Annotated in this window: 25 protein-coding genes; 13 read left to right on the top strand and 12 right to left on the bottom strand. The window is 57.6% G+C overall.

Annotated features, from left to right (window positions below):
- Positions 1 to 304: 304 nt before the first annotated feature.
- From lanM to BLU85_RS26795, 4 genes are read left to right on the top strand one after another with little or no spacing between them, the layout of a single operon-like run.
- Positions 305 to 3,238 carry a type 2 lanthipeptide synthetase LanM gene (lanM, locus tag BLU85_RS26810; RefSeq protein ID WP_170847658.1) on the top strand — a complete coding sequence of 978 codons (2,934 nt, stop codon included), beginning with the start codon at positions 305 to 307 and terminating at the stop codon, positions 3,236 to 3,238.
- Positions 3,235 to 4,116 (top strand): ABC transporter transmembrane domain-containing protein, encoded by an 882-nt coding sequence (locus BLU85_RS26805; RefSeq protein WP_092204753.1) that lies wholly within the window; start codon positions 3,235 to 3,237, stop codon positions 4,114 to 4,116. The genes lanM and BLU85_RS26805 overlap by 4 nt, the downstream gene beginning before the upstream one ends.
- Positions 4,109 to 4,987 (top strand): ABC transporter ATP-binding protein, encoded by an 879-nt coding sequence (locus tag BLU85_RS26800; protein WP_092204754.1) that lies wholly within the window; start codon positions 4,109 to 4,111, stop codon positions 4,985 to 4,987. The genes BLU85_RS26805 and BLU85_RS26800 overlap by 8 nt, the downstream gene beginning before the upstream one ends.
- Entirely contained in the window at positions 4,980 to 5,714 is a 735-nt protein-coding gene (locus BLU85_RS26795; protein WP_092204755.1) for an AAA family ATPase, read from the top strand. The genes BLU85_RS26800 and BLU85_RS26795 overlap by 8 nt, the downstream gene beginning before the upstream one ends.
- A 72-nt stretch (positions 5,715 to 5,786) precedes the next feature.
- Here BLU85_RS26795 and BLU85_RS26790 read toward each other — a convergent pair whose 3' ends face one another.
- From BLU85_RS26790 to dadA, 5 genes are all read right to left on the bottom strand, one after another.
- Entirely contained in the window at positions 5,787 to 6,200 is a 414-nt protein-coding gene (locus tag BLU85_RS26790) for a c-type cytochrome (protein ID WP_092204756.1), read from the bottom strand.
- Between the two features lie 183 nt (positions 6,201 to 6,383).
- The gene (locus BLU85_RS26785; RefSeq protein ID WP_017135864.1) at positions 6,384 to 6,932 is read right to left on the bottom strand and encodes a cupin domain-containing protein; all 549 of its coding nucleotides are present in this window, start codon (positions 6,930 to 6,932) and stop codon (positions 6,384 to 6,386) included.
- A 128-nt stretch (positions 6,933 to 7,060) separates the two neighbouring features.
- Positions 7,061 to 8,134, bottom strand: a complete 1,074-nt coding sequence (alr, locus tag BLU85_RS26780) for an alanine racemase (protein ID WP_092204757.1) — start codon at positions 8,132 to 8,134, stop codon at positions 7,061 to 7,063.
- Between the two features lie 96 nt (positions 8,135 to 8,230).
- A complete protein-coding gene (locus BLU85_RS26775; protein ID WP_092204758.1) occupies positions 8,231 to 8,584 on the bottom strand; it encodes a RidA family protein in 354 nt (117 codons plus the stop codon).
- Positions 8,556 to 9,860, bottom strand: coding sequence for a D-amino acid dehydrogenase (gene dadA, locus BLU85_RS26770; protein ID WP_092204785.1), 1,305 nt, complete (start codon positions 9,858 to 9,860; stop codon positions 8,556 to 8,558). Before dadA ends, BLU85_RS26775 begins: the two co-directional genes overlap by 29 nt.
- A 156-nt stretch (positions 9,861 to 10,016) precedes the next feature.
- Between dadA and BLU85_RS26765 the strand changes: the two genes are divergently transcribed.
- Positions 10,017 to 10,505, top strand: a complete 489-nt coding sequence (locus BLU85_RS26765) for an Lrp/AsnC ligand binding domain-containing protein (protein WP_003206849.1) — start codon at positions 10,017 to 10,019, stop codon at positions 10,503 to 10,505.
- 41 nt (positions 10,506 to 10,546) lie between these two features.
- Here the strand turns inward: BLU85_RS26765 and BLU85_RS26760 are convergent, their stop codons facing one another.
- Entirely contained in the window at positions 10,547 to 10,900 is a 354-nt protein-coding gene (locus BLU85_RS26760; protein ID WP_092204759.1) for a YkgJ family cysteine cluster protein, read from the bottom strand.
- A gap of 145 nt (positions 10,901 to 11,045) precedes the next feature.
- Here BLU85_RS26760 and BLU85_RS26755 point away from each other — a divergent pair, with 145 nt between their 5' ends.
- Positions 11,046 to 12,359, top strand: a complete 1,314-nt coding sequence (locus BLU85_RS26755; protein WP_092204760.1) for an NAD(P)/FAD-dependent oxidoreductase — start codon at positions 11,046 to 11,048, stop codon at positions 12,357 to 12,359.
- A 113-nt stretch (positions 12,360 to 12,472) separates the two neighbouring features.
- On the opposite strand, the gene BLU85_RS26750 is transcribed toward BLU85_RS26755, so the two are convergent.
- The gene (locus BLU85_RS26750) at positions 12,473 to 12,718 is read right to left on the bottom strand and encodes a DUF1127 domain-containing protein (RefSeq protein WP_092204761.1); all 246 of its coding nucleotides are present in this window, start codon (positions 12,716 to 12,718) and stop codon (positions 12,473 to 12,475) included.
- A gap of 179 nt (positions 12,719 to 12,897) precedes the next feature.
- Here BLU85_RS26750 and BLU85_RS26745 point away from each other — a divergent pair, with 179 nt between their 5' ends.
- Positions 12,898 to 14,331 (top strand): aminotransferase-like domain-containing protein, encoded by a 1,434-nt coding sequence (locus BLU85_RS26745; protein WP_092204762.1) that lies wholly within the window; start codon positions 12,898 to 12,900, stop codon positions 14,329 to 14,331.
- A gap of 61 nt (positions 14,332 to 14,392) precedes the next feature.
- Positions 14,393 to 15,958, top strand: a complete 1,566-nt coding sequence (locus BLU85_RS26740; protein WP_092204763.1) for a phospholipase D family protein — start codon at positions 14,393 to 14,395, stop codon at positions 15,956 to 15,958.
- A gap of 37 nt (positions 15,959 to 15,995) precedes the next feature.
- Here BLU85_RS26740 and BLU85_RS26735 read toward each other — a convergent pair whose 3' ends face one another.
- Entirely contained in the window at positions 15,996 to 17,138 is a 1,143-nt protein-coding gene (locus BLU85_RS26735; RefSeq protein ID WP_092204764.1) for an MFS transporter, read from the bottom strand.
- A 454-nt stretch (positions 17,139 to 17,592) separates the two neighbouring features.
- Positions 17,593 to 19,086, bottom strand: coding sequence for an aldehyde dehydrogenase (locus BLU85_RS26730; protein ID WP_060740066.1), 1,494 nt, complete (start codon positions 19,084 to 19,086; stop codon positions 17,593 to 17,595).
- A gap of 234 nt (positions 19,087 to 19,320) precedes the next feature.
- Between BLU85_RS26730 and BLU85_RS26725 the strand changes: the two genes are divergently transcribed.
- Together BLU85_RS26725 and BLU85_RS26720 are read left to right on the top strand one after the other, a co-directional pair.
- Positions 19,321 to 19,683, top strand: a complete 363-nt coding sequence (locus BLU85_RS26725) for a cupin domain-containing protein (protein WP_046064464.1) — start codon at positions 19,321 to 19,323, stop codon at positions 19,681 to 19,683.
- 166 nt (positions 19,684 to 19,849) lie between these two features.
- Positions 19,850 to 20,068 (top strand): peptidase inhibitor, encoded by a 219-nt coding sequence (locus BLU85_RS26720; RefSeq protein WP_092204765.1) that lies wholly within the window; start codon positions 19,850 to 19,852, stop codon positions 20,066 to 20,068.
- Between the two features lie 76 nt (positions 20,069 to 20,144).
- Here the strand turns inward: BLU85_RS26720 and rpmG are convergent, their stop codons facing one another.
- Together rpmG and rpmB are read right to left on the bottom strand one after the other, a co-directional pair.
- Positions 20,145 to 20,300, bottom strand: a complete 156-nt coding sequence (gene rpmG, locus BLU85_RS26715) for a 50S ribosomal protein L33 (RefSeq protein ID WP_003177274.1) — start codon at positions 20,298 to 20,300, stop codon at positions 20,145 to 20,147.
- 11 nt (positions 20,301 to 20,311) lie between these two features.
- Positions 20,312 to 20,545: a 50S ribosomal protein L28 gene (gene rpmB / locus BLU85_RS26710; protein WP_003177273.1), complete on the bottom strand. Its 234-nt coding sequence runs from the start codon at positions 20,543 to 20,545 to the stop codon at positions 20,312 to 20,314.
- A gap of 438 nt (positions 20,546 to 20,983) precedes the next feature.
- On the opposite strand from rpmB, the gene BLU85_RS26705 reads away from it, so the two are divergent.
- Positions 20,984 to 22,570 (top strand): ABC transporter substrate-binding protein, encoded by a 1,587-nt coding sequence (locus tag BLU85_RS26705; RefSeq protein WP_092204766.1) that lies wholly within the window; start codon positions 20,984 to 20,986, stop codon positions 22,568 to 22,570.
- A gap of 58 nt (positions 22,571 to 22,628) precedes the next feature.
- Here BLU85_RS26705 and radC read toward each other — a convergent pair whose 3' ends face one another.
- On the bottom strand, positions 22,629 to 23,303 hold the full coding sequence (radC, locus tag BLU85_RS26700) for a RadC family protein (protein ID WP_092204767.1): 675 nt from the start codon (positions 23,301 to 23,303) through the stop codon (positions 22,629 to 22,631).
- Positions 23,304 to 23,447: 144 nt separating this feature from the next.
- Between radC and coaBC the strand changes: the two genes are divergently transcribed.
- Entirely contained in the window at positions 23,448 to 24,656 is a 1,209-nt protein-coding gene (coaBC, locus tag BLU85_RS26695) for a bifunctional phosphopantothenoylcysteine decarboxylase/phosphopantothenate--cysteine ligase CoaBC (protein WP_046064467.1), read from the top strand.
- A 4-nt stretch (positions 24,657 to 24,660) separates the two neighbouring features.
- Positions 24,661 to 25,116 (top strand): dUTP diphosphatase, encoded by a 456-nt coding sequence (dut, locus tag BLU85_RS26690; protein ID WP_053126549.1) that lies wholly within the window; start codon positions 24,661 to 24,663, stop codon positions 25,114 to 25,116.
- Positions 25,117 to 25,281 lie beyond the last annotated feature (165 nt).

The raw sequence follows: 25,281 nt of genomic DNA, 5'->3' as shown, positions 1-25,281 counted from the left end.
CTTTCACAACCGGCAAAGTCGCCCTCTGCACTTGACTCAGCTAATTACTTTAGAGGTATCCATATGCAAATTGATCTAAAAGCCATACAGAGCGCGAGGAAAATATTGCTCACTGACAGCACCCCGATTTTATCACTAGCTATTCAGGCTTATAGCAACCTAACTGCCGCATCAAGTGGGACACGGCCTTGCACAAGCTGCTGCTCCCAATGTTGGCACCAATGCTGCTGGGCTACTCACAGTTAATTGAAAATGGTGGCCGATGTCTTATCGGCCACCTATATCTACATCTACGGGACGCATCATGATAATACCTTTAGATTTCCTAACCAATTCCGCCTTAGCAAAATCAGTAGACATCAGTACCGACTGCCCCGTATGGCCGTATCTCGCATACTACACATATAAAAGTAAGCAAGCGTTCAATGAATTGCGTGAACTGTCAGACAACGACCAATCAGTCATCATTAATGGTTTTCTTCACAATTTGACCGCTCGAGTCACGGCGACAGCTAACAATGTTCTTTTCGCCGAACGAAGCATTTTGGAGAAAACAGCCCCCACAGCAAGAGTCACTGTAAAAGAGCATTATAAAATCCTCAGGAACACCACGAGTTATCTGCACGACATATTAACCGCCTATCCAGAACTGGACAGACTGCTAGAAACAATTTCCCATAATTTTTTTGAGCAAAGCTTGCGCCTGGCAAAACATCTCATATGTGACAAAAACGCCTTGAGTAAGATAGCTAATATTAATAGCTTTAATTCTCTGAAAAAATGTGAAGTTTCGGAAGGCGAAACTCATAACGGCTCCGCGACGGTGTGCATATTGACCTTCTGTAACGGGGAACGAATAGTCTATAAACCAAGGAATTTAGAGCTTGAGTCTTCGATGTCAGCGTTGCTGCGAAATTTATCGGATAATGCTGGCGGTGATTATAGCGAATGGACAATTCCTAATTATATAATCGGCTCAGATCATGGATGGACACAATATGTACCGCAGCTGCCCGCCCAATCTCAGTTGCAGGTAGCACAATTTTATAAACGATCAGGTTTCTTACTCGGATTCTGCACCGCCTTTACAGCTTCAGATATTACATCCGACAATCTCATCGCCCATGCGAGCAGTCCGATCCCTATCGATTTGGAGACAATTTTTTATAATGTTCTTAATATCGATAGTATTCCCAAGGAGATACGTTGGAATGCTACTCAGACCAGTATATTACCGAACTGGACTTGGAAGGGCACCGACGGGATAGGGGTGGATTTAAGTGCATTAGGTGGCTTAAACGAACAATATGTCAGTTTAAATCTATACCAGCATATAGAGGATAAACATGGCAACGATAGCTTTGGCATGGACGGAGTGAAAATTCTACCTGGAAAAAACGTTCTATACTTTAAGGGGCGAGTTGTAAAGCCTTGGGAGTACTATAAAGAAATAACCGAAGGATTCCATTGCGTCTTCCAGCTGATCGAGAAGAGAAAAGAATCGCTCATTAGCTCTATCAGCCGGCTCTCTGGTCTGCCCTGTAGATACGTACCCAGAGCAACAGCTACTTATCATTATGCCATTCAATGCTCACTTCACGCTTCTCTGATGAGTTCCAGCGAAAACCGAAGAGCTTTTCTAAAAAAAATCCTTGATAACGAGACCGCTCCCGCTATTGGTTTTTTGGAGGCAGAGATCCAAGCATGTATGAACTTAGATATCCCATATGCTAAAAGCCAAGTGGGGCAACTTGAATTTTTCGAACCTTGCTACCTAGGAAAGGGGCATTTGGATTCCCTCGAATACGTGGACGGATTAACCAATAGCGTTGATTACTTGAGAAATCTGTCAACGTGTCGAACAGCTTTCGAAACAAGCTTAATAAAGAACACATTGATTGCCATGCAGAATATGTATGAGCACGACAAGCGCTTGACCGACCATGAATTTCGTCAGCATGATTGCCTGGATAATATAGCTAACCAAAGCTTAGACTCGATACTACACGCCGTCCGACTAGCACAAAATCGAAACGTCGAGTTTATTAACACCCAGATCATCGATGAGTTATCGACAAATGGTTTATGGCTAGGGTTCCATGCGTCTCCTGGCGGATATGTAGAATACTCCGAATTAGGCGACGACTATTACTATGGTTTATCGGGTATCCTTTATGGATGCATATTGGCTGGTCAGTGGGTGGCCATTTCAAAAGATGCTACACACGATTTATTAAATCATGTATATACCAGAGTCCACACAAAACTGACTAACCCAGGCAGTCACTTGGGCGGTCTTCATTTCGGTTTGTCGTCCACCATCCTCCCCTTATACATAAGCCTGAAATTTTATAAAGACAACAGAAGCGATGTTTTGTTATCTATGTACAAAAGCTATTTGAATGACGTCATTACTGACAGTTGGTGGCAGAAATATTTCTGGGGAAACGACCTGCTTTCTGGATCATTTGGAACGCTAACAGTTATTACCAGACTTTATGAACTGACAAATGATTCGGAGTTTTCGTCATTAGGAAAAACTCTTTATAGCAAAATCGAAACCGAATTAAGCATAGTAAACGGACGAAACACGGTGACATTTGGAAAGTCGATAACCACTCGTGACGATGGATTACTCAGCGGCATTTCTCACGGCGTTATGGGCTGCGCATATGCCATTTTCTATTTCTATAACACCATCATGCAAAGCGAATCAATTCACTCAGTATTTTTGGACTTATTGAACTGGGAACTATCTGAGTTTGATTCTGACATCGACAATTGGAAGGACTATAGAAGAAGATCTGCCGACTCATCTCCAGGAGAATTTTCATGGAGCCATGGCTTACCCGGAAACTATCTGGCACTTCGTTACTTTGCATCTAAAGATATTCATGAGGCAATCACATTTCTAGACAAAAATCCACCAAACAAACTATTCACTTTTGATAGCTTATTGAAAAGAAAACGTCCCGTAAACGACTCGCTTTGCCACGGCGCGTACGGATTGCTAAATTTGATTAAGGAACTAAACCCTGAAGCCTTATCGGACTATCGAACGTATATTTGGGCCAACGTACTAAACTTGGCCGAATATGACACACGAGAGTTGAGAACAAGATCGGCGGATCCGTTAGGTTTATGGGTGGGAAAGGTTGGCTCGTTGCTAGGATCAATAGGATTGCTTAACCAGAAATTTAAATTCCCATTTCTCGCCCACGAAATGAAACTCATATGACAATGTTTTTGAATCTGCGAGTCATTTTAATTGGGATAGCCGGTGCTTTAATTGGCATCGCGCCCCCCTACCTCATAGGTCAAGCAATTAACTTTTATACCAAGCATGGAGAAATAGATACATTGATCATTTCTGTCGCCTGTGTACTAATTATCGCCACTCCCTGCGGGAGGCTGGCTTCACACCTATATATCCAAAAGCTTTCTACAGCCACCCGAAAAAGCTTAAAAACCAGACTAACCGAAAAAATCATCCTCAAAACTACCCTTGAAAACCATGGCGAAGCAATCGACTTAATAGATGGCGACGTAGAAGGCAGCATTTATCTATATCACAATATTTACTTAGACATCGCATCAAGCCTTAGCGCTCTACTTCTCGCTCTATTCATAGTGCTTCATTACAACCCATCATTAACTATCGCACCATTATCGGCAATCCTGTACATCGCCACATTCAAAATACTTACACGAAGAGCCTACTTAAGCTCATATAAAAAGTATGTTGAGACAAACACTCAACTGATTTCTAACATCAGCAACCTCAGAAATTCCTCTTCACTGTCAGACCTTGAACTTATTAAAGAAAACAACCGCCAGATCAAGCTTTTATCATTAATTTCCAGGGCAAAAATAGCCTTGCTCGAACTCGCCTCCAACCTTTCTTACTTAATAGGTATAATTTTATTATTCTATATTGGCTCCAATTCCATCGCGAACGATACATTATCTATCGGAGATTTTGTCTCCGCTGCTGTATATCTAGAACGAGTGCTCGTACCAACAGGCGCACTCGTAAGTATATATTATGCAACCGGTGAAGCACGCTATCGCCGGATGAGAATTGATCGGTGCCTTTCAGGAGCAACAGATGGGTAATGTGCTAAAGACGAATTCTTTAATTCTAATGCTGGTCAGCCTATGCCTTGTGTTATCAGCAAGCTGTCAATTGCTCATCCCATATATTATTTCTGAGGGAATAACAAAGATCACGGATACAGCTTATATTCTGGAATCACTAAAGAAACTGGCCTCTGCCTTTATTGCAAGAGCTATTTTGCAAGGCGCTGCTGATAGTTTGAATGCCTATGCCGAGACGAGTCTACGTATGAGCCTCATAGAACATATTTACAACCACCGTAGCTCTACGACACATAGCGCATTTATTACCCGCATCACGGAAGATACGGCGCGCATAGCAGCGGCAATTTCAAGCGCACTTTATCTGTTCGGCTCCGGCTTACTGGTTGTAACGACATCCTACTTACTTATAATAGAAACACCTTATTTTCTAATACCTTTACTGCTCATTTGGTCGCTGGCTGCACTGCAGCTGAAGAAATCGTCCCTTATTATCGCCAAGCTTTATCAAGCTGAAATATTGAAGGAGGAACAATACAAGCTTTCTTTCTTGACACTCATTAATTCAGCCAACATCGCTCGGTATCGCGACAACTATAGAAAACACTGTCAGCGGCTTAACAAGGCGGCGGGCGCCCGCCATGAGCATCAGAAATTAAATTTGATACTTTGCTCCATACCAGAAATTCTAATTGCGATCGCTACTGTATTCATTGTGATTTTTATTGCCTCGGCAACTCCGGAACTACTGGGATCAAAGTATATTTATTTACTGGGATACATTGGTTTATTCGCAATGGCAAGTCGCCAATCACTTGAGACCGCTCTTTCTCTGGTCGGAATCAATGAATCAGTAAAAAGGATATTCGAGGGCGCTCAACATGAATAATTTCTATTTGCGAGAAGTTCGATTAAAACCGGCGGCGAGCATTCCTCCTTGTTTGCGCAACCTGTTTCCAATAAACTTTACGCGACCTATCACCGTCATCATCGGGGAAAATGGATGTGGTAAATCTACTTTACTTGAAGGTATTGCGGTCAAGCTCGGCTGTAACCCTGAGGGTGGGGGGAAGAATTTTATATTTAAGACGGAAGACACGCACTCTGACCTTCATCGGGAACTGATACTATCAAAAGGACATATCAAGGAAAAAGATCTATTTTTTTATCGAGCAGAAACCTTCTATAACCTGAACACGGAAATTCGGCGCCTGGATGAAGAAAATAGCTTTTCACCGGAGATAAAGACCTATTATGGCGGCCGTGACTTACATACCATTTCCCACGGGGAAGCCATGGAGAAACTATTCCAGCTAAGATTTAATGATAAAGGACTTTATATTCTTGATGAGCCTGAAGCTTCCTTGTCGCCGCAGCGGCAATTAGCATTCATTTTACGAATTTTTGAACTTGCCAGCGAAGGCGCTCAATTTATAATTGCGACACACTCCCCCATAATAATGTCCATGCCAGGGTGCGAGTTACTTCAGATTAACGATGGGACTTTAGAAAAAATCGAGCCTGCCGAAACAGAGGCCTATAGCATCTACAAGGCTGTCTTGAACTCTTCAGGTGAGTATTTGAAAAAGCTGGTTCTTGATAAGCATCATGTCTAAGTGCTGATCAACCATCACCTCGAAATCAATGGTTGAGGTAGCCTTACGGCTCACCTCAACGATCTGTTTGATTTACAGGCCAGACATCTCTTTGATAGCGCCCTTGAGGTCGTCATCCGAGCAATCGGCGCAGGTGCCTTTAGGCGGCATGGAGTTGATGCCGGTAATGGCCTTGGCCAGGATGCCGTCGAGACCGCCCTGGTGATCGGCGCGTTCTTTCCAGGCGGCCTTGTCACCGATTTTCGGCGCGCCCAGCAGGCCCGTGCCGTGGCATGCGTTGCAATGCTTTGCAATCACATCAGCCGGTTTCTTGGCACCGCCAGCGCCGCCAGCGGCAGTGGCAACTTCCATACCCTTGCATTCCTTGCCCTGGACGCAGACCTGGCCGACGGGTTCAAGGCGCTTGGCGATTTCGTCGTTCGGCGCAGCTTGAGCGGTCGCAGCCCATAGGGCCAATACGGTTGCTGGTGCAGCCAGCATTTTCATAATTAGGTTCACGCGTACACCCTCAATGGTGGCTAGTCACGCCTGCGGCCACGGTTTGCAGGCGGGCGCAAGTATAGCGGTAAGCCTGTCACTCTGAAACAACCCCAAAGTCGCAAGGGTCTTGTTTGTCATGACAGCCCAACAGGTGGGCGCCTTTGCCACGGGGGCCTGGCGCCTCTTGGTCTAGAAATTGGCCGGCGTGGCTGCGCTGATCAGTCGCGCCGGCACGTCGAACGGATTACGGAAACGGTGGGGCTTGGTGCTTTCGAAATAGTAGCTGTCGCCCGCCTCGAGCACGAAGGTTTCGAGGCCTACCACCAGTTCCAGCCGCCCTTCCACCAGAATCCCTGTCTCCTCGCCCTCATGGGTGAGCATCTCTTCACCGGTATCGGCACCCGGCGGATAGATCTCGTTGAGGAAGGCAATCGCCCGGCTCGGGTGTGCCCGACCCACCAGCTTCATGGTCACGGCACCATCGGAGATGTCGATCAGTTCGTTGGCTTTGTAGACGATCTGAGTCGGTTTTTCCTGAAGGATCTCCTCGGAGAAAAACTCGACCATGGACATGGGAATCCCGCCAAGGACCTTACGCAACGAGCTGATCGAGGGGCTGACGCTGTTCTTCTCGATCATCGAAATAGTGCTGTTGGTGACGCCCGCGCGCTTGGCGAGTTCACGCTGGGAAAGGCCTTTGAGTTTACGAATGGATTGCAGTCGTTCACCGACGTCCAATGCTGGAGCCTCCAGGGAATCAGGTTGTGAGGAAAGTGAGCGTTATCATGGCGACAGCGTTCAGTATTTACAACACTTTGACCCGAATCCTGTGCGGTGAAGCGACTTTCGGTAAGTGGCGCTTCGTCTCAGCCCCCGGAATAGAGCCGTGGCACCCGCCGCAGGTTGCAGAAAATCTGGTAAGGAATCGTGTCGGCGGCCTTGGCGACGTCGCTGGCGAGGATGTTCTTGCCCCACAACTCCACGGTCGAGCCGAGTCCGGCCTGGGGGACATGGGTCAAGTCGACACACAGCATGTCCATCGACACCCGCCCGACCAGTTGGCTGCGCTGCCCATCCACCCGCACCGGGGTGCCGTTCGGCGCCTGGCGCGGGTAGCCGTCGGCATAGCCCATGGCGACCACCCCGACCCGGGTCGGTTGCGTGGTCACGAAGCGAGCACCGTAGCCCACCGGCTCACCGGCGGGCAATTCACGCACGCAGATGATCTTCGATTCCAGGGTCATCACCGGTTGCAGGCGCGAGGCGACCGTGTTGGGTTCGTCGAAGGGGGTCGCGCCGTAGAGCATGATGCCCGGCCGCACCCAGTCGCTCGGCATCTTTGGCCAGCCCAGCACCGCTGGGGAGTTGCGCAGGCTGACCTCTGCCACCAGCCCCTGACGGGCCGCCTCGAACACGGCCAGTTGCTCGGTGCTGCTGGAGTCGTGCAGTTCATCGGCGCGGGCGAAGTGGCTCATCAGGACAATCTTCGCCACTTTGCCGCTGGCCAGCAGGCGACGGTAGGCCGCCTGGTAATCCGCCGGATGCAGGCCGACCCTGTGCATGCCGGAATCGAGCTTGAGCCAGACCGTGATCGGCTGGCTCAGTGCGGCTTTTTCAATCGCTTCGAGCTGCCATAACGAATGCACCACGCACCAGAAGTCGTGCTCGACAATCAAGGGCAGCTCATCGGCTTCGAAAAAACCCTCCAACAGCAGGATCGGCCCACGGATCCCACCGGCCCGCAGCTCCAGGGCTTCTTCGATGCAGGCCACGGCGAACCCGTCCGTCGTGTCCTGTAGCGCCTCGGCGCACCGCACGGCGCCGTGCCCGTAAGCGTCGGCCTTGATCACTGCAAGGGCCTTGGCCCCCGTGACCTCACGGGCCAATTGGTAGTTGTGACGCAGGGCTTGGAGATCGATCAGGGCACGGGCAGGACGCATGGCGGCAGGCTTCTAGGCGGTCATGAAGAAAAAACCGGCGCGGGCTGGCAGGGTGGACCACCCACAGCGCCGGGAGAGGAATCGTTTGGGCCGGTATTAAGGCAGCGCAGCCACGACGGACAGCTCCACCAGGAGCTGCGGTTCACACAGCTTGGCCTCGACCGTGGCCCGGGCCGGGGCGACGCCTTTGGGCAGCCACTTATCCCAGACGGCATTCATGCCTGCGAAATGGGCCTCGATGTCCTTCAGGTAGATCGTCACCGATAGCAGCCGCGTCTTGTCGGTCCCCGACAACTCCAACAAACGCTCGATATTGGCCAGGCATTCGCGGGTCTGCTGTTCAATACCGGCGTTCATGTCGTCGCCGACCTGCCCGGCCAGGTAAACGGTGCCGTTGTGCACGACAACTTGGCTCATGCGGTCATTGGTGAGCTGGCGCTGGATTGACATGTTTTGCAGACTCCTGGGGTTTGCTGCCATAACGGGAAATATCGAGGCCTTCGGCGCTGATCTGCGGCTTTTTCTTCGCCATCAGGTCGGCCAACAGGCGACCGGAACCACAGGCCATGGTCCATCCGAGGGTACCGTGGCCGGTGTTCAGGAACAGATTCTTGAAGGGCGTGGCACCGACGATGGGCGTGCCATCCGGGGTGGTCGGACGCAAGCCGGTCCAGAAACTCGCCTGGGCCAGATCGCCGCCCTGAGGATAAAGGTCGTTGACGATCATCTCCAGGGTTTCACGCCGACGCGGGTTGAGGGAGAGGTCGAAACCGGCGATTTCCGCCATGCCGCCCACCCGAATGCGATTGTCGAAACGGGTGATCGCGACCTTGTAGGTTTCGTCGAGAATGGTCGAGGTCGGGGCCATCGCCGGGTTGGTGATCGGCACGGTCAGGGAGTAACCCTTGAGCGGATACACCGGCGCACGGATCCCGAGGGGCTTGAGCAATTGCGGCGAATAGCTGCCCAGGGCGAGCACATAGCGGTCGGCGGTTTCCAGCTTGCCGTCGATCCAGACACCATTGATGCGGTCGCCAGCGAAGTCCAGGCGCTGGATATCCTGGCCGAAGCGGAATTGCACACCCAGCTTCACCGCCATTTCCGCCAGGCGCGTGGTAAACATCTGGCAGTCGCCGGTCTGGTCGTTAGGCAGGCGCAAGGCACCGGCCAGGATGTCGGTGACATTGGCCAGGGCCGGCTCGACCCGGGCGATGCCTTCGCGGTCGAGCACTTCGAACGGTACGCCGGACTCTTTCAGCACGGCAATGTCTTTTGCCGCGCCATCGAGCTGGGCCTGGGTGCGGAACAACTGTGTAGTCCCCAGGCTACGGCCTTCGTAGGCAATGCCGGTTTCGGCGCGCAGCTCGTCGAGGCAGTCACGGCTGTACTCGGACAGGCGCACCATGCGTTCCTTGTTGATGGCATAGCGGCTGGCGGTGCAATTGCGCAGCATCTGCGCCATCCACAGGTACTGGTCGATATCGGCAGTGGCCTTGATCGCCAGCGGCGCATGCCGTTGCAGCAGCCACTTGATGGCCTTGAGCGGCACGCCCGGCGCGGCCCATGGCGAGGCATAACCCGGCGACACTTGGCCGGCGTTGGCGAAACTGGTTTCCATGGCAGGCGCTGGCTGACGGTCGACCACCACCACTTCAAACCCGGCACGAGCCAGATAATAAGCACTGACGGTACCGATGACGCCGCTACCCAAGACCAGAACGCGCATGTTGATGCCCTCATCGCGGATGAACCGCTGACGTTTGTTGTACACAGCTTAGATGGGCGCAGTGTAAAAAAGATCAGCCAGTGCTTTTCACTATATAAACACCTATATTTGGCGAGAATTCTCGGCAAAACCCCTTTTCATGGAGGCGCATCACCTGTGCGTACCAATACCCAGACCAAACGCGAGCTGGACAAGATCGACCGCAACATCCTGCGCATTCTCCAGGCGGACGGGCGGATCTCCTTCACCGAGCTGGGGGAAAAGGTCGGCCTGTCCACCACTCCCTGTACCGAGCGGGTCCGGCGCCTGGAGCGCGAGGGCATCATCATGGGCTACAACGCCCGGCTCAATCCGCAGCACTTGAAGGGCAGCCTGCTGGTATTTGTCGAGATCAGCCTCGACTACAAATCCGGCGACACCTTCGAAGAGTTCCGACGCGCCGTGCTGAAACTGCCTCACGTGCTGGAATGTCACCTGGTGTCAGGGGATTTCGACTATCTGGTGAAAGCACGGATTTCCGAGATGGCTTCGTATCGCAAGCTGCTGGGGGACATCCTGCTCAAGCTGCCCCACGTGCGCGAATCCAAGAGTTACATCGTGATGGAAGAAGTGAAGGAGAGCCTGAACCTGCCGATTCCGGATTGAGCCTGGCTCCAGACCGCCCTCGCGACTCGGTCTCCTGGCGACTAGACCAACACCTGCCGGGTGCTGGCCATGTACTCATGAATCTGTTTCTCGACCCGCGGATGAATCAGCTCCACCGGCCGCCGGCCATTGGGACACGGCAAGGTCGCCGTGGTGCCGAACAGCCGGCAGATCAGCGGCCGCTCGTCGTAGACGGTGCAACCATCGGGCCCCAGGTGCACGCAGTCCAAGGCTTCCATGGCCGCGTCCTGTTCGGCGCGGGTCTTGCGCGGCAGGCGGGCCATTTCCTCGGGCGAGGTGGTGACCGGACCGCAGCAGTCATGGCAGCCCGGCACGCACTCGAACGAGGGAATCTGCTGGCGTAGCGTGCGGATTTTTTGACTGTTGCAGCTCATCGAGACGATTACCGAGAGGGATAAACCGGGATTCTGCCTCAAAGGCCGCGTGCCAGACAGCGCCAACCGACCGATGTTGCCCAGGAAGGAATCCCCGGCTTATGCTCCGTAAAATTTCTCAAACACAACAATCAGGATTACGCACATGAACGCCCGTGTTCAGCAACCTGTCCCGAACCACGCGCACGCCGCCTCTTACTACGCCGCCAGCAGCCTGCCGCAACCGGACCATCCGCTGCTGCAGGGTGAGTTGCGGGCGGATGTCTGCGTCGTCGGCGGCGGGTTCTCCGGGTTGAACACGGCGATCGAACTGGCCGAGCGCGGCATGAGCGTGGTGCTGCTGGAAGCGCACCGGATCGGCTGGGGGGCCAGCGGGCGCAACGGCGGCCAATTGATCCGTGGTGTTGGTCATGGTCTCGACCAGTTCGCGCCGATCCTCGGCACCGACGGCGTGCGCCAGATGAAACTCATGGGGCTTGAGGCCGTGGAAATCGTCCGACAGCGCGTCGAGCGTTTTCAAATCCCCTGCGACCTCACCTGGGGCTACTGCGACCTCGCCAACAAACCCAGCGACCTGGAAGGCTTCGCCGAAGACGCCGAAGAATTGCGCAGCCTGGGTTATCGCCACCCGACCCGACTGCTGCAAGCCGACGAAATGCACAGCGTCGTGGGTTCGGATCGCTACGTCGGCGGATTGATCGACATGGGCTCGGGCCATTTGCATCCGTTGAACCTGGCCCTGGGCGAAGCCGCCGCGGCGCAGCAATTGGGGGTCCGGCTGTTCGAACAATCGGCGGTCACGCGCATCGACTACGGCCCTGAGGTGAGCGTGCACACCCAACAGGGCTTGGTTCGTGCCAAGACGCTGGTGCTGGGCTGCAATGCCTACCTCAATGGACTCAATCCGCAACTCGGCGGCAAAGTCCTGCCGGCCGGCAGCTACATCATCGCCACCGAACCCTTGAGCCAGGCCCAGGCACAGGCGCTGTTGCCGCAGAACATGGCGGTCTGCGACCAACGGGTCGCATTGGATTACTACCGGCTTTCGGCGGATCGCCGCTTGCTGTTCGGTGGGGCCTGTCACTATTCCGGCCGCGACCCGCAGGACATTGGCGCCTACATGCGTCCGAAAATGCTCAAGGTGTTCCCGCAATTGGCGGATGTGAAAATCGATTATCAATGGGGCGGGATGATTGGCATTGGTGCCAACCGTTTGCCGCAGATCGGCCGGCTCAAGGACCAGCCCAATGTGTATTACGCCCAGGCTTATTCCGGCCATGGGGTGAATGCCACGCACCTGGCCGGCAAACTGTTGGCCGAAGCCATCAGCGGCCAGCACAGCAGCGGTTTCGACCTGTTCGCCCAGGTCCCGCACATGACCTTCCCGGGGGGCAAGCACTTGCGCTCACCGCTGTTGGCGTTGGGGATGTTGTGGCATCGGTTGAAAGAGTTGGTTTAAAGAGCTTCACCAGGACTGACGACGCGATCGCGGGCAAGCCTTGCTCCCACAGGCCATTTCAATCTGTGGGAGCAAGGCTTGCCCGCGATAGCCATCTCCGGGCCGGCACCACTTCAAAGCCGCCAGAACGGTTTGAGCCCCTCCTCCAACGCCTGCTCCCGAGTCAGCCCGATGTCACGCAACTGTTCAGGTGTAAGTTCCAACAAGGCCTTGCGTGTATGCAGACGATGCCAGAACAGGGCCCAGCGGCTCAGGCCGGACGGCGGATTGCGCAATGACGCGCTGCGCAGCCCCTTTTCCTGCCCTGCCACCAGTTCCTGACTGTGTAACGTCAGCCGCACATCGCTCAAGCCGTTCATTTTGATCGCTCCTGTTTACTTGGGTAGCCAGAGGTTTCATGATGCGCGGACGGCTGAAAGCAATACAGATTCAACCTATTTCTTTTATAAGCATACAGATTCGGTATTTCCGCCACTGAATTGTCATTTTCCAACCCAACTGTATCGGTTGCAGTTGTCCATCTCATCGGGAGCGCACCATGACCCTCTACGTGAACCTCGCCGAACTGCTTGGCACCCGCATCGAGCAGGGCTTCTACCGCCCCGGCGACCGGCTGCCATCTGTGCGGGCATTGAGCACGGAACACGGGGTCAGCTTGAGTACGGTGCAGCAGGCCTATCGCGTGCTGGAGGACAGTGGGCTGGCGATGCCGAGACCCAAGTCCGGTTACTTCGTACCCGTGGGTCGCGAGTTGCCGGACCTGCCGGTCGTAGGCCGTCCGGCCCAGCGCCCCGTGGATATTTCCCAGTGGGACCAGGTGCTGGAGCTGATACGCGCCGTACCGCGCCCGGATGTGGTGCAACTGGGACGCGGGATGCCGGACATCAACTCGCCGACCATGAAACCGCTGCTGCGCAGCCTGGCGCAGATCAGCCGCCGGCAAGACATGCCCGGCCTGTATTACGACAACATCTACGGCAACCTCGCGCTGCGTGAACAGATCGCCCGACTGTCGTTGGACTCCGGCTGCCAACTGGGCCCCAACGACCTGATCGTCACCACCGGCTGCCATGAAGCCCTGTCGGTCAGCATCCGCGCCACCTGCGAACAAGGCGATATCGTCGCAGTGGATTCACCCAGCTTTCACGGGGCCATGCAAACCCTCAAGGGCCTGGGCATGAAGGCCTTGGAAATCCCCACCGACCCGCTCACCGGCATCAGCCTGGATGCACTGGAGCTGGCCTTGGAGCAGTGGCCCATCAAGGCCATACAGTTGACCCCCAGCTGCAATAACCCGCTGGGCTACATCATGCCCGACGCCAATAAGCGCGCGCTGCTGAACCTGGCACAGCGCTTCGACGTGGCGATCATCGAAGATGATGTGTATGGGGAATTGGCCTACACGTACCCCCGCCCACGCACCATCAAGTCCTTCGATGAAGACGGTCGCGTCCTGCTCTGCAGTTCATTTTCCAAGACCCTGGCGCCTGGCCTGCGCATTGGCTGGGTCGCGCCAGGCCGTTACCTGGAGCGGGTGCTGCACATGAAATACATCAGCACCGGCTCTACCGCGCCACAGCCGCAGATCGCCATTGCCGAGTTTCTCAAGGGCGGGCATTTCGAACCCCATTTGCGGCGGATGCGTACGCAATACCAGCGCAATCGCGACGTGATGATCGACTGGGTCAGCCGCTATTTTCCACCGGGCACCCGTGCCAGTCGCCCACGGGGCAGTTTCATGCTGTGGATCGAATTGCCCGACGGCTTCGACACGCTGAAGCTCAATCGGGCTCTGCTGGACCAAGGCGTGCAGGTGGCCGTCGGCAGTATTTTTTCGGCATCGGGCAAGTACCGCAACTGCTTGCGGATGAACTACGCTGCCAAGCCAACGGCCCAGATCGAAGAGGCCGTGCGCAAGGTCGGAGCCGCCGCTATCGCGCTGTTGAACGAAACCCAGCGCGACGTCGTCTGAACTTTATCCAGGGAAGCAGCACCCAATAGCCGATCAACGTGAACAAGCGGAACGATCCTACGTGAGATCCAGACCGATCCTGCCTGCGCTACTGTTAGTCGGCTCACTGCTGAGCGGCTGCGCCGGTCTTGATATCACCCGCGAGCCGTCCCAGGCCCTGCCGGCCACCGAATCCTCGTTCGGCCGCTCGGTCCAGGCCCAGGCCGCCGCCCATGAAGGGCGTTCGGGCTTTCGGCTGCTGTCGGACAGCACCGAGGCCTTCACCGCCCGGGCCGAGCTGATTCGCCACGCCCAAGGCAGCCTGGATTTGCAGTACTACATCGTGCATGACGGCATCAGCACGCGGATGCTGGTGGATGAACTGCTCAAGGCTGCCGACCGGGGCGTACGCGTGCGGATCCTGCTGGACGACACCACCAGCGATGGCCAGGATCAGATCATCGCCACCCTCGCCGCCCATCCGCAAATCCAGATCCGCCTGTTCAATCCACTGCACCTGGGACGCGCCACCGGCGTGACTCGCGGCCTCGGGCGCCTGTTCGACCTGTCGTTGCAACACCGCCGGATGCACAACAAGCTGTGGCTGGCGGACAACAGCATGGCCATCGTCGGCGGTCGCAACCTGGGCGATGAGTACTTCGACGCCGAACCCAACCTGAACTTCACCGACATCGACCTGCTCAGTGTCGGTCCGGTGGCCGAACAATTGGGCCACAGCTTCGACCAGTACTGGAACAGCGCCCTGAGCAAACCCATCGAACAGTTCCTGTCCCATCGCCCCACGCCCAAGGACCTGGCCAACAGCCGCCTGCGCCTGCAAGAGTCCCTGGAGCAGACCCACAAGGAAAACCACGCGCTCTACCAGCAACTGACCGCCTACAAGACCCAACCGCGCCTGGACACCTGGCGCGACCAGTTGATCTGGGCCTGGAACCAGGCGCTGTGGGACGCGCCCAGCAAAGTGCTGGCCAAGGACGAACCGGACCCTCAGCTATTGCTGACGACCCAACTGGCCCCCGAGCTGACGGGCGTCAGCAAAGAACTGATCATGATTTCCGCCTACTTCGTCCCCGGCCAGCCAGGCTTGGTGTACCTGACCAGTCGCGCCGATGCCGGCGTGTCGGTGAGCCTGCTGACCAACTCCCTGGAGGCCACCGACGTGCCCGCCGTGCATGGCGGCTATGCACCGTACCGCAAGGCCTTGCTGCAACATGGCGTGCGCCTGTTCGAACTGCGACGACAACCGGGCGACACTGGCGGCAGCCCGCATCTGTTCTACAGCAAATCCTACGGCGAATCGGATTCCAGCCTGCACAGCAAGGCGATCATCTTCGACCAGCAGAAATCCTTCATCGGCTCGTTCAATTTCGACCCGCGCTCAGTGCTGTGGAACACCGAAGTCGGCGTGTTGGTGGACAGCCCGGAACTCGCCAGCCAAGTGCGTGAGCTGGCCTTGCAAGGCATGGCACCGGCCCTGAGTTATCAGGCCAGGCTGGAAGATGGAACGCTTGTATGGACCACCGAAGACAACGGCAAGATCCACGACCTGGACCGCGAACCGGGCAGTTGGTGGCGCCGGTTCAATGCCTGGTTCGCCACGACCATCGGGTTGGAACGGATGCTTTAGAGACGGCCCGCTTTTGTGGCAAGGGATTTGGGTATGCTCAGGCCGCTTGAGTTGCCCCGAACGCCCCTTGGCGCAACAGCAGGATCACCAATCCGAACGCCCCGGCCGCCATGAACAAAGGCAGTGCATGTCCGCTGACCCATTGGCTGCCCGCCCCTGCCACCAATGGGCCAATCAGGCAACCGAGCCCCCACAGCTGCGCGACATGGGCGTTGGCCCGCACCAGCGCATCGTCGCGGTAACGCTCGCCGATCAGGATCAGCGACAGCGTGAACAAGCCGCCCGCGCTGGCACCGAACAGTACCCACAGCGGCCAGATCAACAGGGTATCGATCAACAGCGGAACCGCCAGGCTCGATAACGTCAACGCCACCGCGCACCCCGTCAACAGGGCCCGGCGAGACACGCGATCGGCCAGGGCGCCGATGGGCAACTGCAGCAAGGCATCACCGACCACCACGGTGCTGACCATCGCCAGCGCAATGTCGGCCGTGAAACCCTGGCGAAGGCAATACACCGGCAACAACGTGAGGATCATCGCCTCGAACGCAGCGAACAACGAGACTGCCCAGGCAATCGCCGGCAAGCCACGGCAAAACGTCCACAAATCGCCGAACGTGACGTTGCCGGCCTCGCTGCTCGGCGCACCGCTGCGGCCCAGCAACAGCAAGGGCGCGGCCAACAGCAGGCCGACGCCCACCCAGAACCCGTAGTCATGATCGGTCCCCAGCGCGCCCAGCAGCAGTGGGCCGGACAACTGGCTCAGGGCGTAGCTGCTGCCGTACAGCGCCACCAACCGTCCACGCCATCGTTCAATGACCAGTTGATTGATCCAGCTCTCACCCAGGATGAACACCAAGGTCAGGACCACGCCAATCATCAGGCGCAGCAGCAACCAGACCGGATAGCTGGGCAGCAGCGCCAGCAACCCGATGGACACCGCACCGCCCCAGAGGCACAGGCGCATCAACGCCGCCGTACCGAACCGCGCCGCCAGCCGGCTCGACACCTTGGCCCCGAGCAACACCCCCACGGCCGGCATGGCCGCCATCACACCAATGGCGAACGAGCCATAACCCCAGCCCTCCAGACGCAGCGACACCAACGGCATGCTCACGCCCAGGGCCAGGCCGACGCTCAGGACAGACGCCAGCACGGCGAAATAGGTTGCCCAACGCATTTCCACGCTCCTGTGGACAGTTATCAATCCGAACCATCACCCAAAACATTGTGGGAGCGAGCTTGCTCGCGATGGCGGCGCAACATTCAACAACTTCGTCGATTGTCGTACCGCTATCGCGAGCAAGCTCGCTCCCACAGGGGATTTGTGTTGGCCGCCACTTCCGTCCATCCCCGACCAATGTAGGAGCGAGCTTGCTCGCAATGACGGCGCAACATTCAACAACGTCGTCGATTGTCGTACCGCTATCGCGAGCAAGCTCGCTCCCACAGGGGATTTGTGTTGGCCGCCACTTCCGTCCATCCCCGACCAATGTAGGAGCGAGCTTGCTCGCAATGGCGGCGCAACATTCAACAACGTCGTCGACTGTCGTGCCGCTATCGCGAGCAAGCTCGCTCCCACAGAGGGAATCAGCGCTGCATGAGACCCCGGACAAGATCCGGGGCCGTCACTGTCAGAGCTTGATCCAGGTCGACTTCAGCTCGGTGTATTTGTCGAACGCATGCAGCGACTTGTCGCGACCGTTGCCCGACTGCTTGAAGCCACCGAACGGTGCGGTCATGTCGCCGCCGTCGTACTGATTAACCCATACGCTGCCGGCACGCAGGGCCTTGGCGGTCAGGTGAGCCTTGGAGATGTCCTTCGTCCATACCGCTGCGGCCAGGCCATACGGCGTGTCGTTGGCGATCTCGATGGCCTGCTCGGCGGTGTCGAAGGCGATGACCGACAATACCGGGCCGAAGATCTCTTCCTGGGCGATTTTCATGGCGTTGCTCACACCGTCGAAAATCGTCGGCTCGACGTACGTGCCGCCGGTTTCCTCAAGGATGCGCTTGCCACCGGCCACCAGTTTGGCGCCATCGCTATGGCCAGCCTCGATGTAGGACAGCACTGTATTCATCTGCTGGGTATCGACCAGGGCTCCGACGTTGGTGGCCGGGTCCAGGGGATTGCCCGGCTTCCAGCCCTTGAGGGCTTCGATCACCAGCGGCAGGAACGTGTCCTTGATGGAGCGCTCCACCAACAGTCGCGAGCCGGCGGTGCAGACTTCGCCCTGGTTGAAGGCGATGGCGCTGGCAGCGGATTCGGCGGCAGCTTGCAAGTCCGGGGCATCGGCGAACACGATGTTCGGGCTCTTGCCACCGGCTTCCAGCCAGATGCGCTTCATGTTGGATTCGCCGGAATAGATCATCAGTTGCTTGGCGATCTTGGTCGAACCGGTGAACACCAGCGTATCGACGTCCATATGCAGGGCCAGGGCCTTGCCGACGGTGTGGCCGTAGCCTGGCAACACGTTCAGCACGCCTTTCGGAATGCCGGCCTCGATCGCCAGCGCAGCGATACGGATGGCGGTCAACGGGGATTTTTCCGACGGCTTGAGCACCACCGAGTTACCGGTGGACAGCGCCGGGCCGAGCTTCCAGCAGGCCATCATCAACGGGAAGTTCCAGGGCACGATAGCCCCCACGACACCCACCGGCTCACGGGTCACCAGGCCCAGTTGATCGTGCGGGGTGGCCGCCACTTCGTCGTAGAGCTTGTCGATGGCTTCACCGCTCCAGCTCAACGCTTGGGCCGCGCCGGGCACGTCGATGTTCAGCGAATCGCTGATCGGCTTGCCCATGTCCAGGGTTTCCAGCAGTGCCAGTTCCTCGGCATGCTGCTTGAGCAAGCCGGCGAAACGGATCATGGTGGTTTTGCGTTTGCTTGGCGCCAGGCGCGACCAGACGCCGGAGTTGAAGGTGGCGCGGGCATTTTCGACGGCACGCTGGGCGTCGGCCACGTCGCAGCTGGCGATCTTGCCCAGCAGGCGGCCATCGACCGGGCTGAGGCAATCGAACGTTTCGCCGGACACCGCATCGGTGTACTCACCGTTGATGAAGGCGCGGCCTTCGATCTTCAGGTCGCGGGCGCGTTGCTCCCAATCGGTACGAGTCAGGGTGGTCATGCGTGTGTCCTCCTCTTATTGAGTACGAACGCCGCGCAATGCGCAGCGCTCAAAAGAATTCTGCCCGGCCAGCCTGTTTTCGGCGCTGTTTTCGGCATAGGGCACCCGCCACCCTAAACCAGCGGCCGGTCATGTTTCAATATATTTGACACATCAGTGGCAAACGGCCTTGCGATGTTCGTTTTAATAAACATAGACTCGAGGCCTTCCAAGCGATCACTGGGGATCACCCGCATGAGCATTCAGGACATCGTCGACTTCAGCCAGGCCAATACCACCGCCGAGCGTTATCGCCCGGACCCGGCCAAGGTGTTCAAGGGCGATCCCGAGCAAACCGTGTTCAACCACTACAGCAGCCCTTGTGGGCAAATGAACGCTGGCGTATGGGAAGGCGCCGTCGGCCAGTGGACGGTCAATTACACCGAGCATGAATACTGCGAGATCGTCCAGGGCGTTTCCGTGTTGCGGGACAACGATGGCAACGCCAAGACCCTGCGGGCCGGCGACCGCTTCGTGATCCCGGCCGGGTTCAAGGGCACCTGGGAAGTGCTGGAGCCGTGCCGCAAGATCTACGTGGTGTTCGAGCAGAAGGCCTGAGCCCGACTGAAAAAGCAGCTGACACTCCAGGGCTGGTCAATCACCCGCGAAACAGATGAGACTGCTGGCGGGCGTCACACATTTTATCGTCGCGACGGCTACGCACAGGACGTGCGGTCAGCCCGACGGGTGAACGCCCTGACCTATCATTTGCAAGGAGGCAAACATGCCCGTCTTACCCGATCAATGCGACCTGGCCATCGCCCGATACACCATCGGCCAAAAATGCACCCCCGAACTGCTTGAAGAGGTCCGCGCCCTGGCCAACGGGGCTCCCGTACGCGCCACGGGGCCGAAGTATCCTTCGAGCTGGGACCTGCGTCCGCGACGCATCAACCTGCACACCAATGCCGACAGAATCATTGTCAGCATCCACTGCGGCTGATCGGCAGCTTCGCCGACCCAACAAAAAAGGCCCGTATCTCGCGATACGGGCCTTTTTTGTAAGAGGGAAAAATCAATTACTTGATTTTGCCTTCCTTGTAGATCACGTGCTTGCGAACAACCGGATCATATTTCTTGATCTCGATTTTGTCCGGGGTAGTACGCTTGTTCTTGTCGGTAGTGTAGAAGTGACCAGTACCGGCGCTCGAGATCAAACGAATCAATTCACGCATGATTAGCTCCCTTAAACCTTGCCATCGCGACGAAGTTCGGCCAGCACGACACTGATGCCACGCTTGTCGATGATGCGCATGCCCTTGGCAGATACGCGCAGACGCACAAAACGTTTCTCTTCTTCAACCCAGAAGCGGTGATGCTGCAGGTTCGGCAGGAAACGACGACGGGTTTTGTTGTTTGCGTGGGAAATGTTATTCCCAGTCACCGGACCCTTACCGGTAACTTGACAGACTCTCGACATGCCTCAGCCCTCTAAAACCACATGCCCAACCCGGCATGGGTTGGCCGCTTAATCTCTCAGTCATTTGGCGCCAGGCGCCGCGTTTCTTTAAGGGTCTTACCGGCTACACCTACAGTGAAGGAACCGGGCCCCTAGAAAAGAGCGCTGCTTTATACCAGAAAGACCACCGTGCAACAACAGTCGATGTGATTTGTCTTCCTGAAGAAACATCGGCTCACCGCCCCGGACGGCAGGGGCAGAGGCTGGCACGGCCCCTGACCGCTCGTCGCTGCACACAGGTTTTTTTTCACATGCGCCAGGTTCTGGCCACCCATACCGTCGCCGCAGAGTGCCGGAAAATGCAAAAAGGGGATAGTCATTTGGCAGCGAGCCCACTAGGGTAGGCCTTTTCCAGACTGCACTCGCAGATGGGCCTCCGACTTGCACAGGAAACCGACCATGCGCCTCGCTGCCCTACCGTTGTTGCTCGCCCCTCTGCTGATCACCCCGCAGGCCTGGGCCGCCGCCCTGAGCGTCTGCACCGAAGCCAGCCCGGAAGGGTTCGATGTCGTCCAGTACAACTCCCTGACCACCACCAACGCCTCCGCCGACGTGCTGATGAACCGCCTGGTGGATTTCGATACCGCTAGCGGCAAAGTGGTCCCCAGCCTGGCCGAACGCTGGGAGATCTCTACCGATGGCCTGACCTACGTGTTCAAGCTGCGGCCACAGGTCAAGTTCCATCACACCGAGTACTTCACGCCGCGCCGCGACCTGACCGCCGAGGACGTGAAGTTCAGCTTCGAACGCATGCTCGACCCGGCGAACCCGTGGCACAAGGTTGCGCAAAGCGGCTTCCCCCACGCCCAATCCATGCAATTGCCGGCGCTGATCAAGAAAATCGACGCCCTGGACCCGCTGACCGTGCGGTTCACCCTCGATCACGCCGATTCGACCTTCCTGGCAACGTTGAGCATGGGCTTTGCCTCCATCTATTCGGCCGAATACGCCGATCAACTGATGCAGGCCGGCACGCCGGAAAAACTCAACAACCAGCCGATCGGCACCGGCCCGTTCATCTTCAGCCGGTTCCAGAAGGACGCCTCGATTCGCTACAAGGCCAATGACGCCTATTTCGGCGGCAAGCCCAAAGTGGACCCGCTGGTCTTCGCCATCACGCCGGATGCCAATGTGCGCCTGCAGAAACTGCGCCGCAACGAATGCCAGATCGCCTTGTCGCCCAAGCCGCTGGACGTGCAGGCCGCCCGGCAGGAGCCGACCCTGAGCGTGGCCCAGACCGACGCCTTCATGACCGCGTTCGTGGCGATCAACAGCCAGCATCCGCCACTGGACAAGCCTGAGGTGCGCCAAGCCATCAACCTGGCCTTCGACAAGGCCAGCTACCTCAAGACCGTCTTCGAAGGCACCGCCGAAGCCGCCAACGGCCCCTACCCGCCCAACACCTGGAGTTATGCCAAAAACCTGCCCGGCTACGCCCATGACCCGGCGAAGGCCCGTGACCTGCTGGCCAAGGCCGGCTTGAAGGAAGGCTTCCAGACCACCATCTGGACCCGCCCTTCCGGCAGCCTGCTCAACCCCAACCCCAGCGTTGGCGCCCAGTTGCTGCAATCCGACCTGGCGCAGATCGGCATCCAGGCGGAAATCCGCGTGATCGAATGGGGCGAACTGATCCGCCGCGCCAAGGCCGGCGAACATGACCTGCTGTTCATGGGCTGGGCCGGCGACAACGGCGACCCGGACAACTTCCTCACCCCGCAGTTTTCCTGCGCGGCACTCAAGTCCGGGACCAACTTCGCCCGCTACTGCAACCCGGACCTGGACAAACTGATCAGCGCCGGCAAGACCACCGGCGAACAAGGCGTGCGCGCCAAGCTCTACGAGCAGGCCCAGGCCCAGATCCAGCAGCAGGCCCTGTGGCTGCCCCTGGCGCACCCCACCGCCTTCGCGCTGACCCGCAAGGATGTGCAAGGTTATGCGGTGAGCCCGTTTGGGCGGCAGGATTACTCCAAGGTGAGCCTCAAGTAACCACAGCCCCTCTGTGGGAGCTTTGCTCCCACAAGGGATTATTCAAGCATGACCCTGCCTACATCCACCCATACTCCGCCATCGACAGCGGCTCCCCATCGCCAACAATGAAGTGGTCGAGCACCCGCACGTCGATCAATTCCAGGGCCTCCTGGAGCCGCTCGGTGAGCACCCGGTCGGCCTGGCTGGGCTCGGTGTTGCCGGAGGGGTGGTTGTGGCACAGGATCAACGCAGCGGCGTTGTGGGCCAGGGCGCGCTTGACCACCTGCCGGGGATGGACACTGGCGCTGTCGATAGAACCGCGGAACAGCGCCTCGAAGGTCAGCACCTGGTGCTTGGCGTTGAGAAACAGGCAACCGAACACCTCGTGGGGTTCGTGACGCAGCATGGACTTGAGGTATTCACGAACCGCGAACGGGCTTTCCAGCATGGTCTTTTCCCGCGCCCGTTCAGCCAAATGCCGCCGACTCATTTCCTGAGCCGCCTGCAGTTGGGCAAACTTCGCCGGCCCGAGCCCCATGTGACTACTGAATGTGATCTGATCCGCTTCAAGCAGCGCGCGCAGGCTGCCAAATTGAATCAACAGTTGTCGCGCCAGATCCACCGCGCTTTTGCCGGACACGCCGGTTCGTAAAAAAATCGCCAGCAGCTCGGCGTCCGAAAGACTCCCAGCCCCCAGCGCCAATAACCTCTCCCGCGGCCGCTCGGCCGCAGGCCAATCGCGAATACTCATGGCATCTCCCTGATTGTGGGCGCCGCTGTTCCGTAGCGGTCGCTGTGATATCGTAGCCCATCTTTTTTGCAGGCGATTTGCACCCTGGCAGCTGCTGCCAAGGGGTTCGCCCTGCACTGACCACTGAAATCGAAAGGCAGGCCTATGCAGCGGCTGTATCGGAAACGCATCGTTCTGGGCGTCGGCGGCGGCATTGCCGCCTACAAGAGCGCCGAGCTGGTTCGCCGACTCATCGACCAGGGCGCGGAAGTACGGGTCGTCATGACCCGTGGCGGCAGCGAGTTCATTACCCCACTGACCATGCAAGCCCTATCGGGGCACCCGGTCCACCTGGACTTGCTCGACCCGGCGGCCGAAGCCGCCATGGGCCATATCGAACTGGCCAAGTGGGCCGACCTGGTGCTGATCGCCCCGGCCACGGCTGACCTGATCGCCCGCCTGGCCCAGGGCATCGCCGACGACCTGTTGACCACCCTGGTGCTCGCCACGGACGCCGTGGTGGCCGTCGCCCCCGCCATGAACCAGGCCATGTGGCGCGACCCGGCCACCCAGGCCAACCTGCAATTGCTGGAAAGCCGCGCCCTGAAAGTCTTTGGCCCGGCCTCCGGCAGCCAGGCCTGCGGCGATGTCGGCATGGGCCGCATGCTCGAAGCCACGGACCTGGCCCAGTGCGCCGCAGACTGCTTCCAGCGCCAGGCCCTGACCGGCAAGCACGTGCTGATCACCGCCGGGCCGACCCAGGAAAACATCGACCCGGTGCGCTACATCACCAACCACAGCTCCGGGAAAATGGGCTTCGCCCTGGCCGAAGCCGCCGTGGAAGCCGGCGCCCGGGTCACTCTGATCACCGGTCCCGTGCACTTGCCAACCCCGGACCGGGTCACGCGCATCGACGTGGTCAGTGCCCGGGACATGCTCGCGGCCTGTGAAGCGGCCATCCCCTGCGACCTGTTCATCGCCTCGGCTGCGGTAGCGGACTACCGCCCCGAAGTCGTTGCCCCGCAAAAATTGAAGAAAGACCCTGCAAGCGGCGACGGCCTGCTACTGCAAATGGTGCGCAACCCGGACATCCTGGCCAGCATCGCCACCCGCCCCGACCGTCCGTTCAGTGTCGGCTTCGCCGCCGAGACCGAACACCTGCTCGATTACGCCGCCCGCAAGCTCAAGGACAAGAACCTCGACTTGATCGTCGCCAACGACGTCGCCAATCCGAGCATCGGCTTCAACAGCGAAGAAAACGCCTGCAGCGTGATCGACCGCCAGTTGCACGCCACGCTTTTCGCCCAGACCAGCAAGAGCAAGATTGCCCGCCAGCTGATCACTTTTATCGCCGAACGTCTGAACCAGGTTTAATGTCATGCACGCCTTACAAGCCAAGATCCTCGACCCACGCATCGGTAGCGAATTCCCGCTGCCGCAATACGCCACACCGGGCTCCGCCGGCCTCGACCTGCGGGCGATGCTCAAGCAGGACACGATCCTGGAACCAGGCCAGACCCTGCTGATTCCTACCGGCCTGTCGGTGTACATCGGCGACCCGGGCCTGGCCGCGCTGATCCTGCCGCGCTCGGGCCTGGGCCACAAGCACGGCATCGTGCTGGGCAACCTGGTGGGCCTGATCGATTCCGACTACCAGGGCGAATTGATGGTGTCGTGCTGGAATCGCGGCCAAACGGCCTTCAATATTGCCGTGGGCGAGCGCATCGCGCAGCTGGTACTGGTGCCGGTGGTCCAGGCCCACTTCGAACTGGTCGAGGAATTCGACGAGAGCCAGCGCGGCGCCGGTGGATTCGGGCATTCCGGCAGCCATTGACCGTGCGGTTCCGGGCTGGGCGTCCTGCCCGGCCCGTTTGTGAAGCTTCTGTTTCAGGACAAAAAATGCGCAATGGCTTTCTGCTAGGTTTCCCATCCGGAATCAATGTATTAGGCGAGGAAGACCGGGGTAACGCTGTCTCATGGCAATTTCCCACCACGAACT

Source organism: Pseudomonas sp. NFACC14 (assembly GCF_900106885.1).
GTDB lineage: Bacteria > Pseudomonadota > Gammaproteobacteria > Pseudomonadales > Pseudomonadaceae > Aquipseudomonas > Aquipseudomonas fluorescens_AA.
Note: the sequence above shows the minus strand (reverse complement) of the source record. Positions and strands in the feature narration are given on the sequence as shown.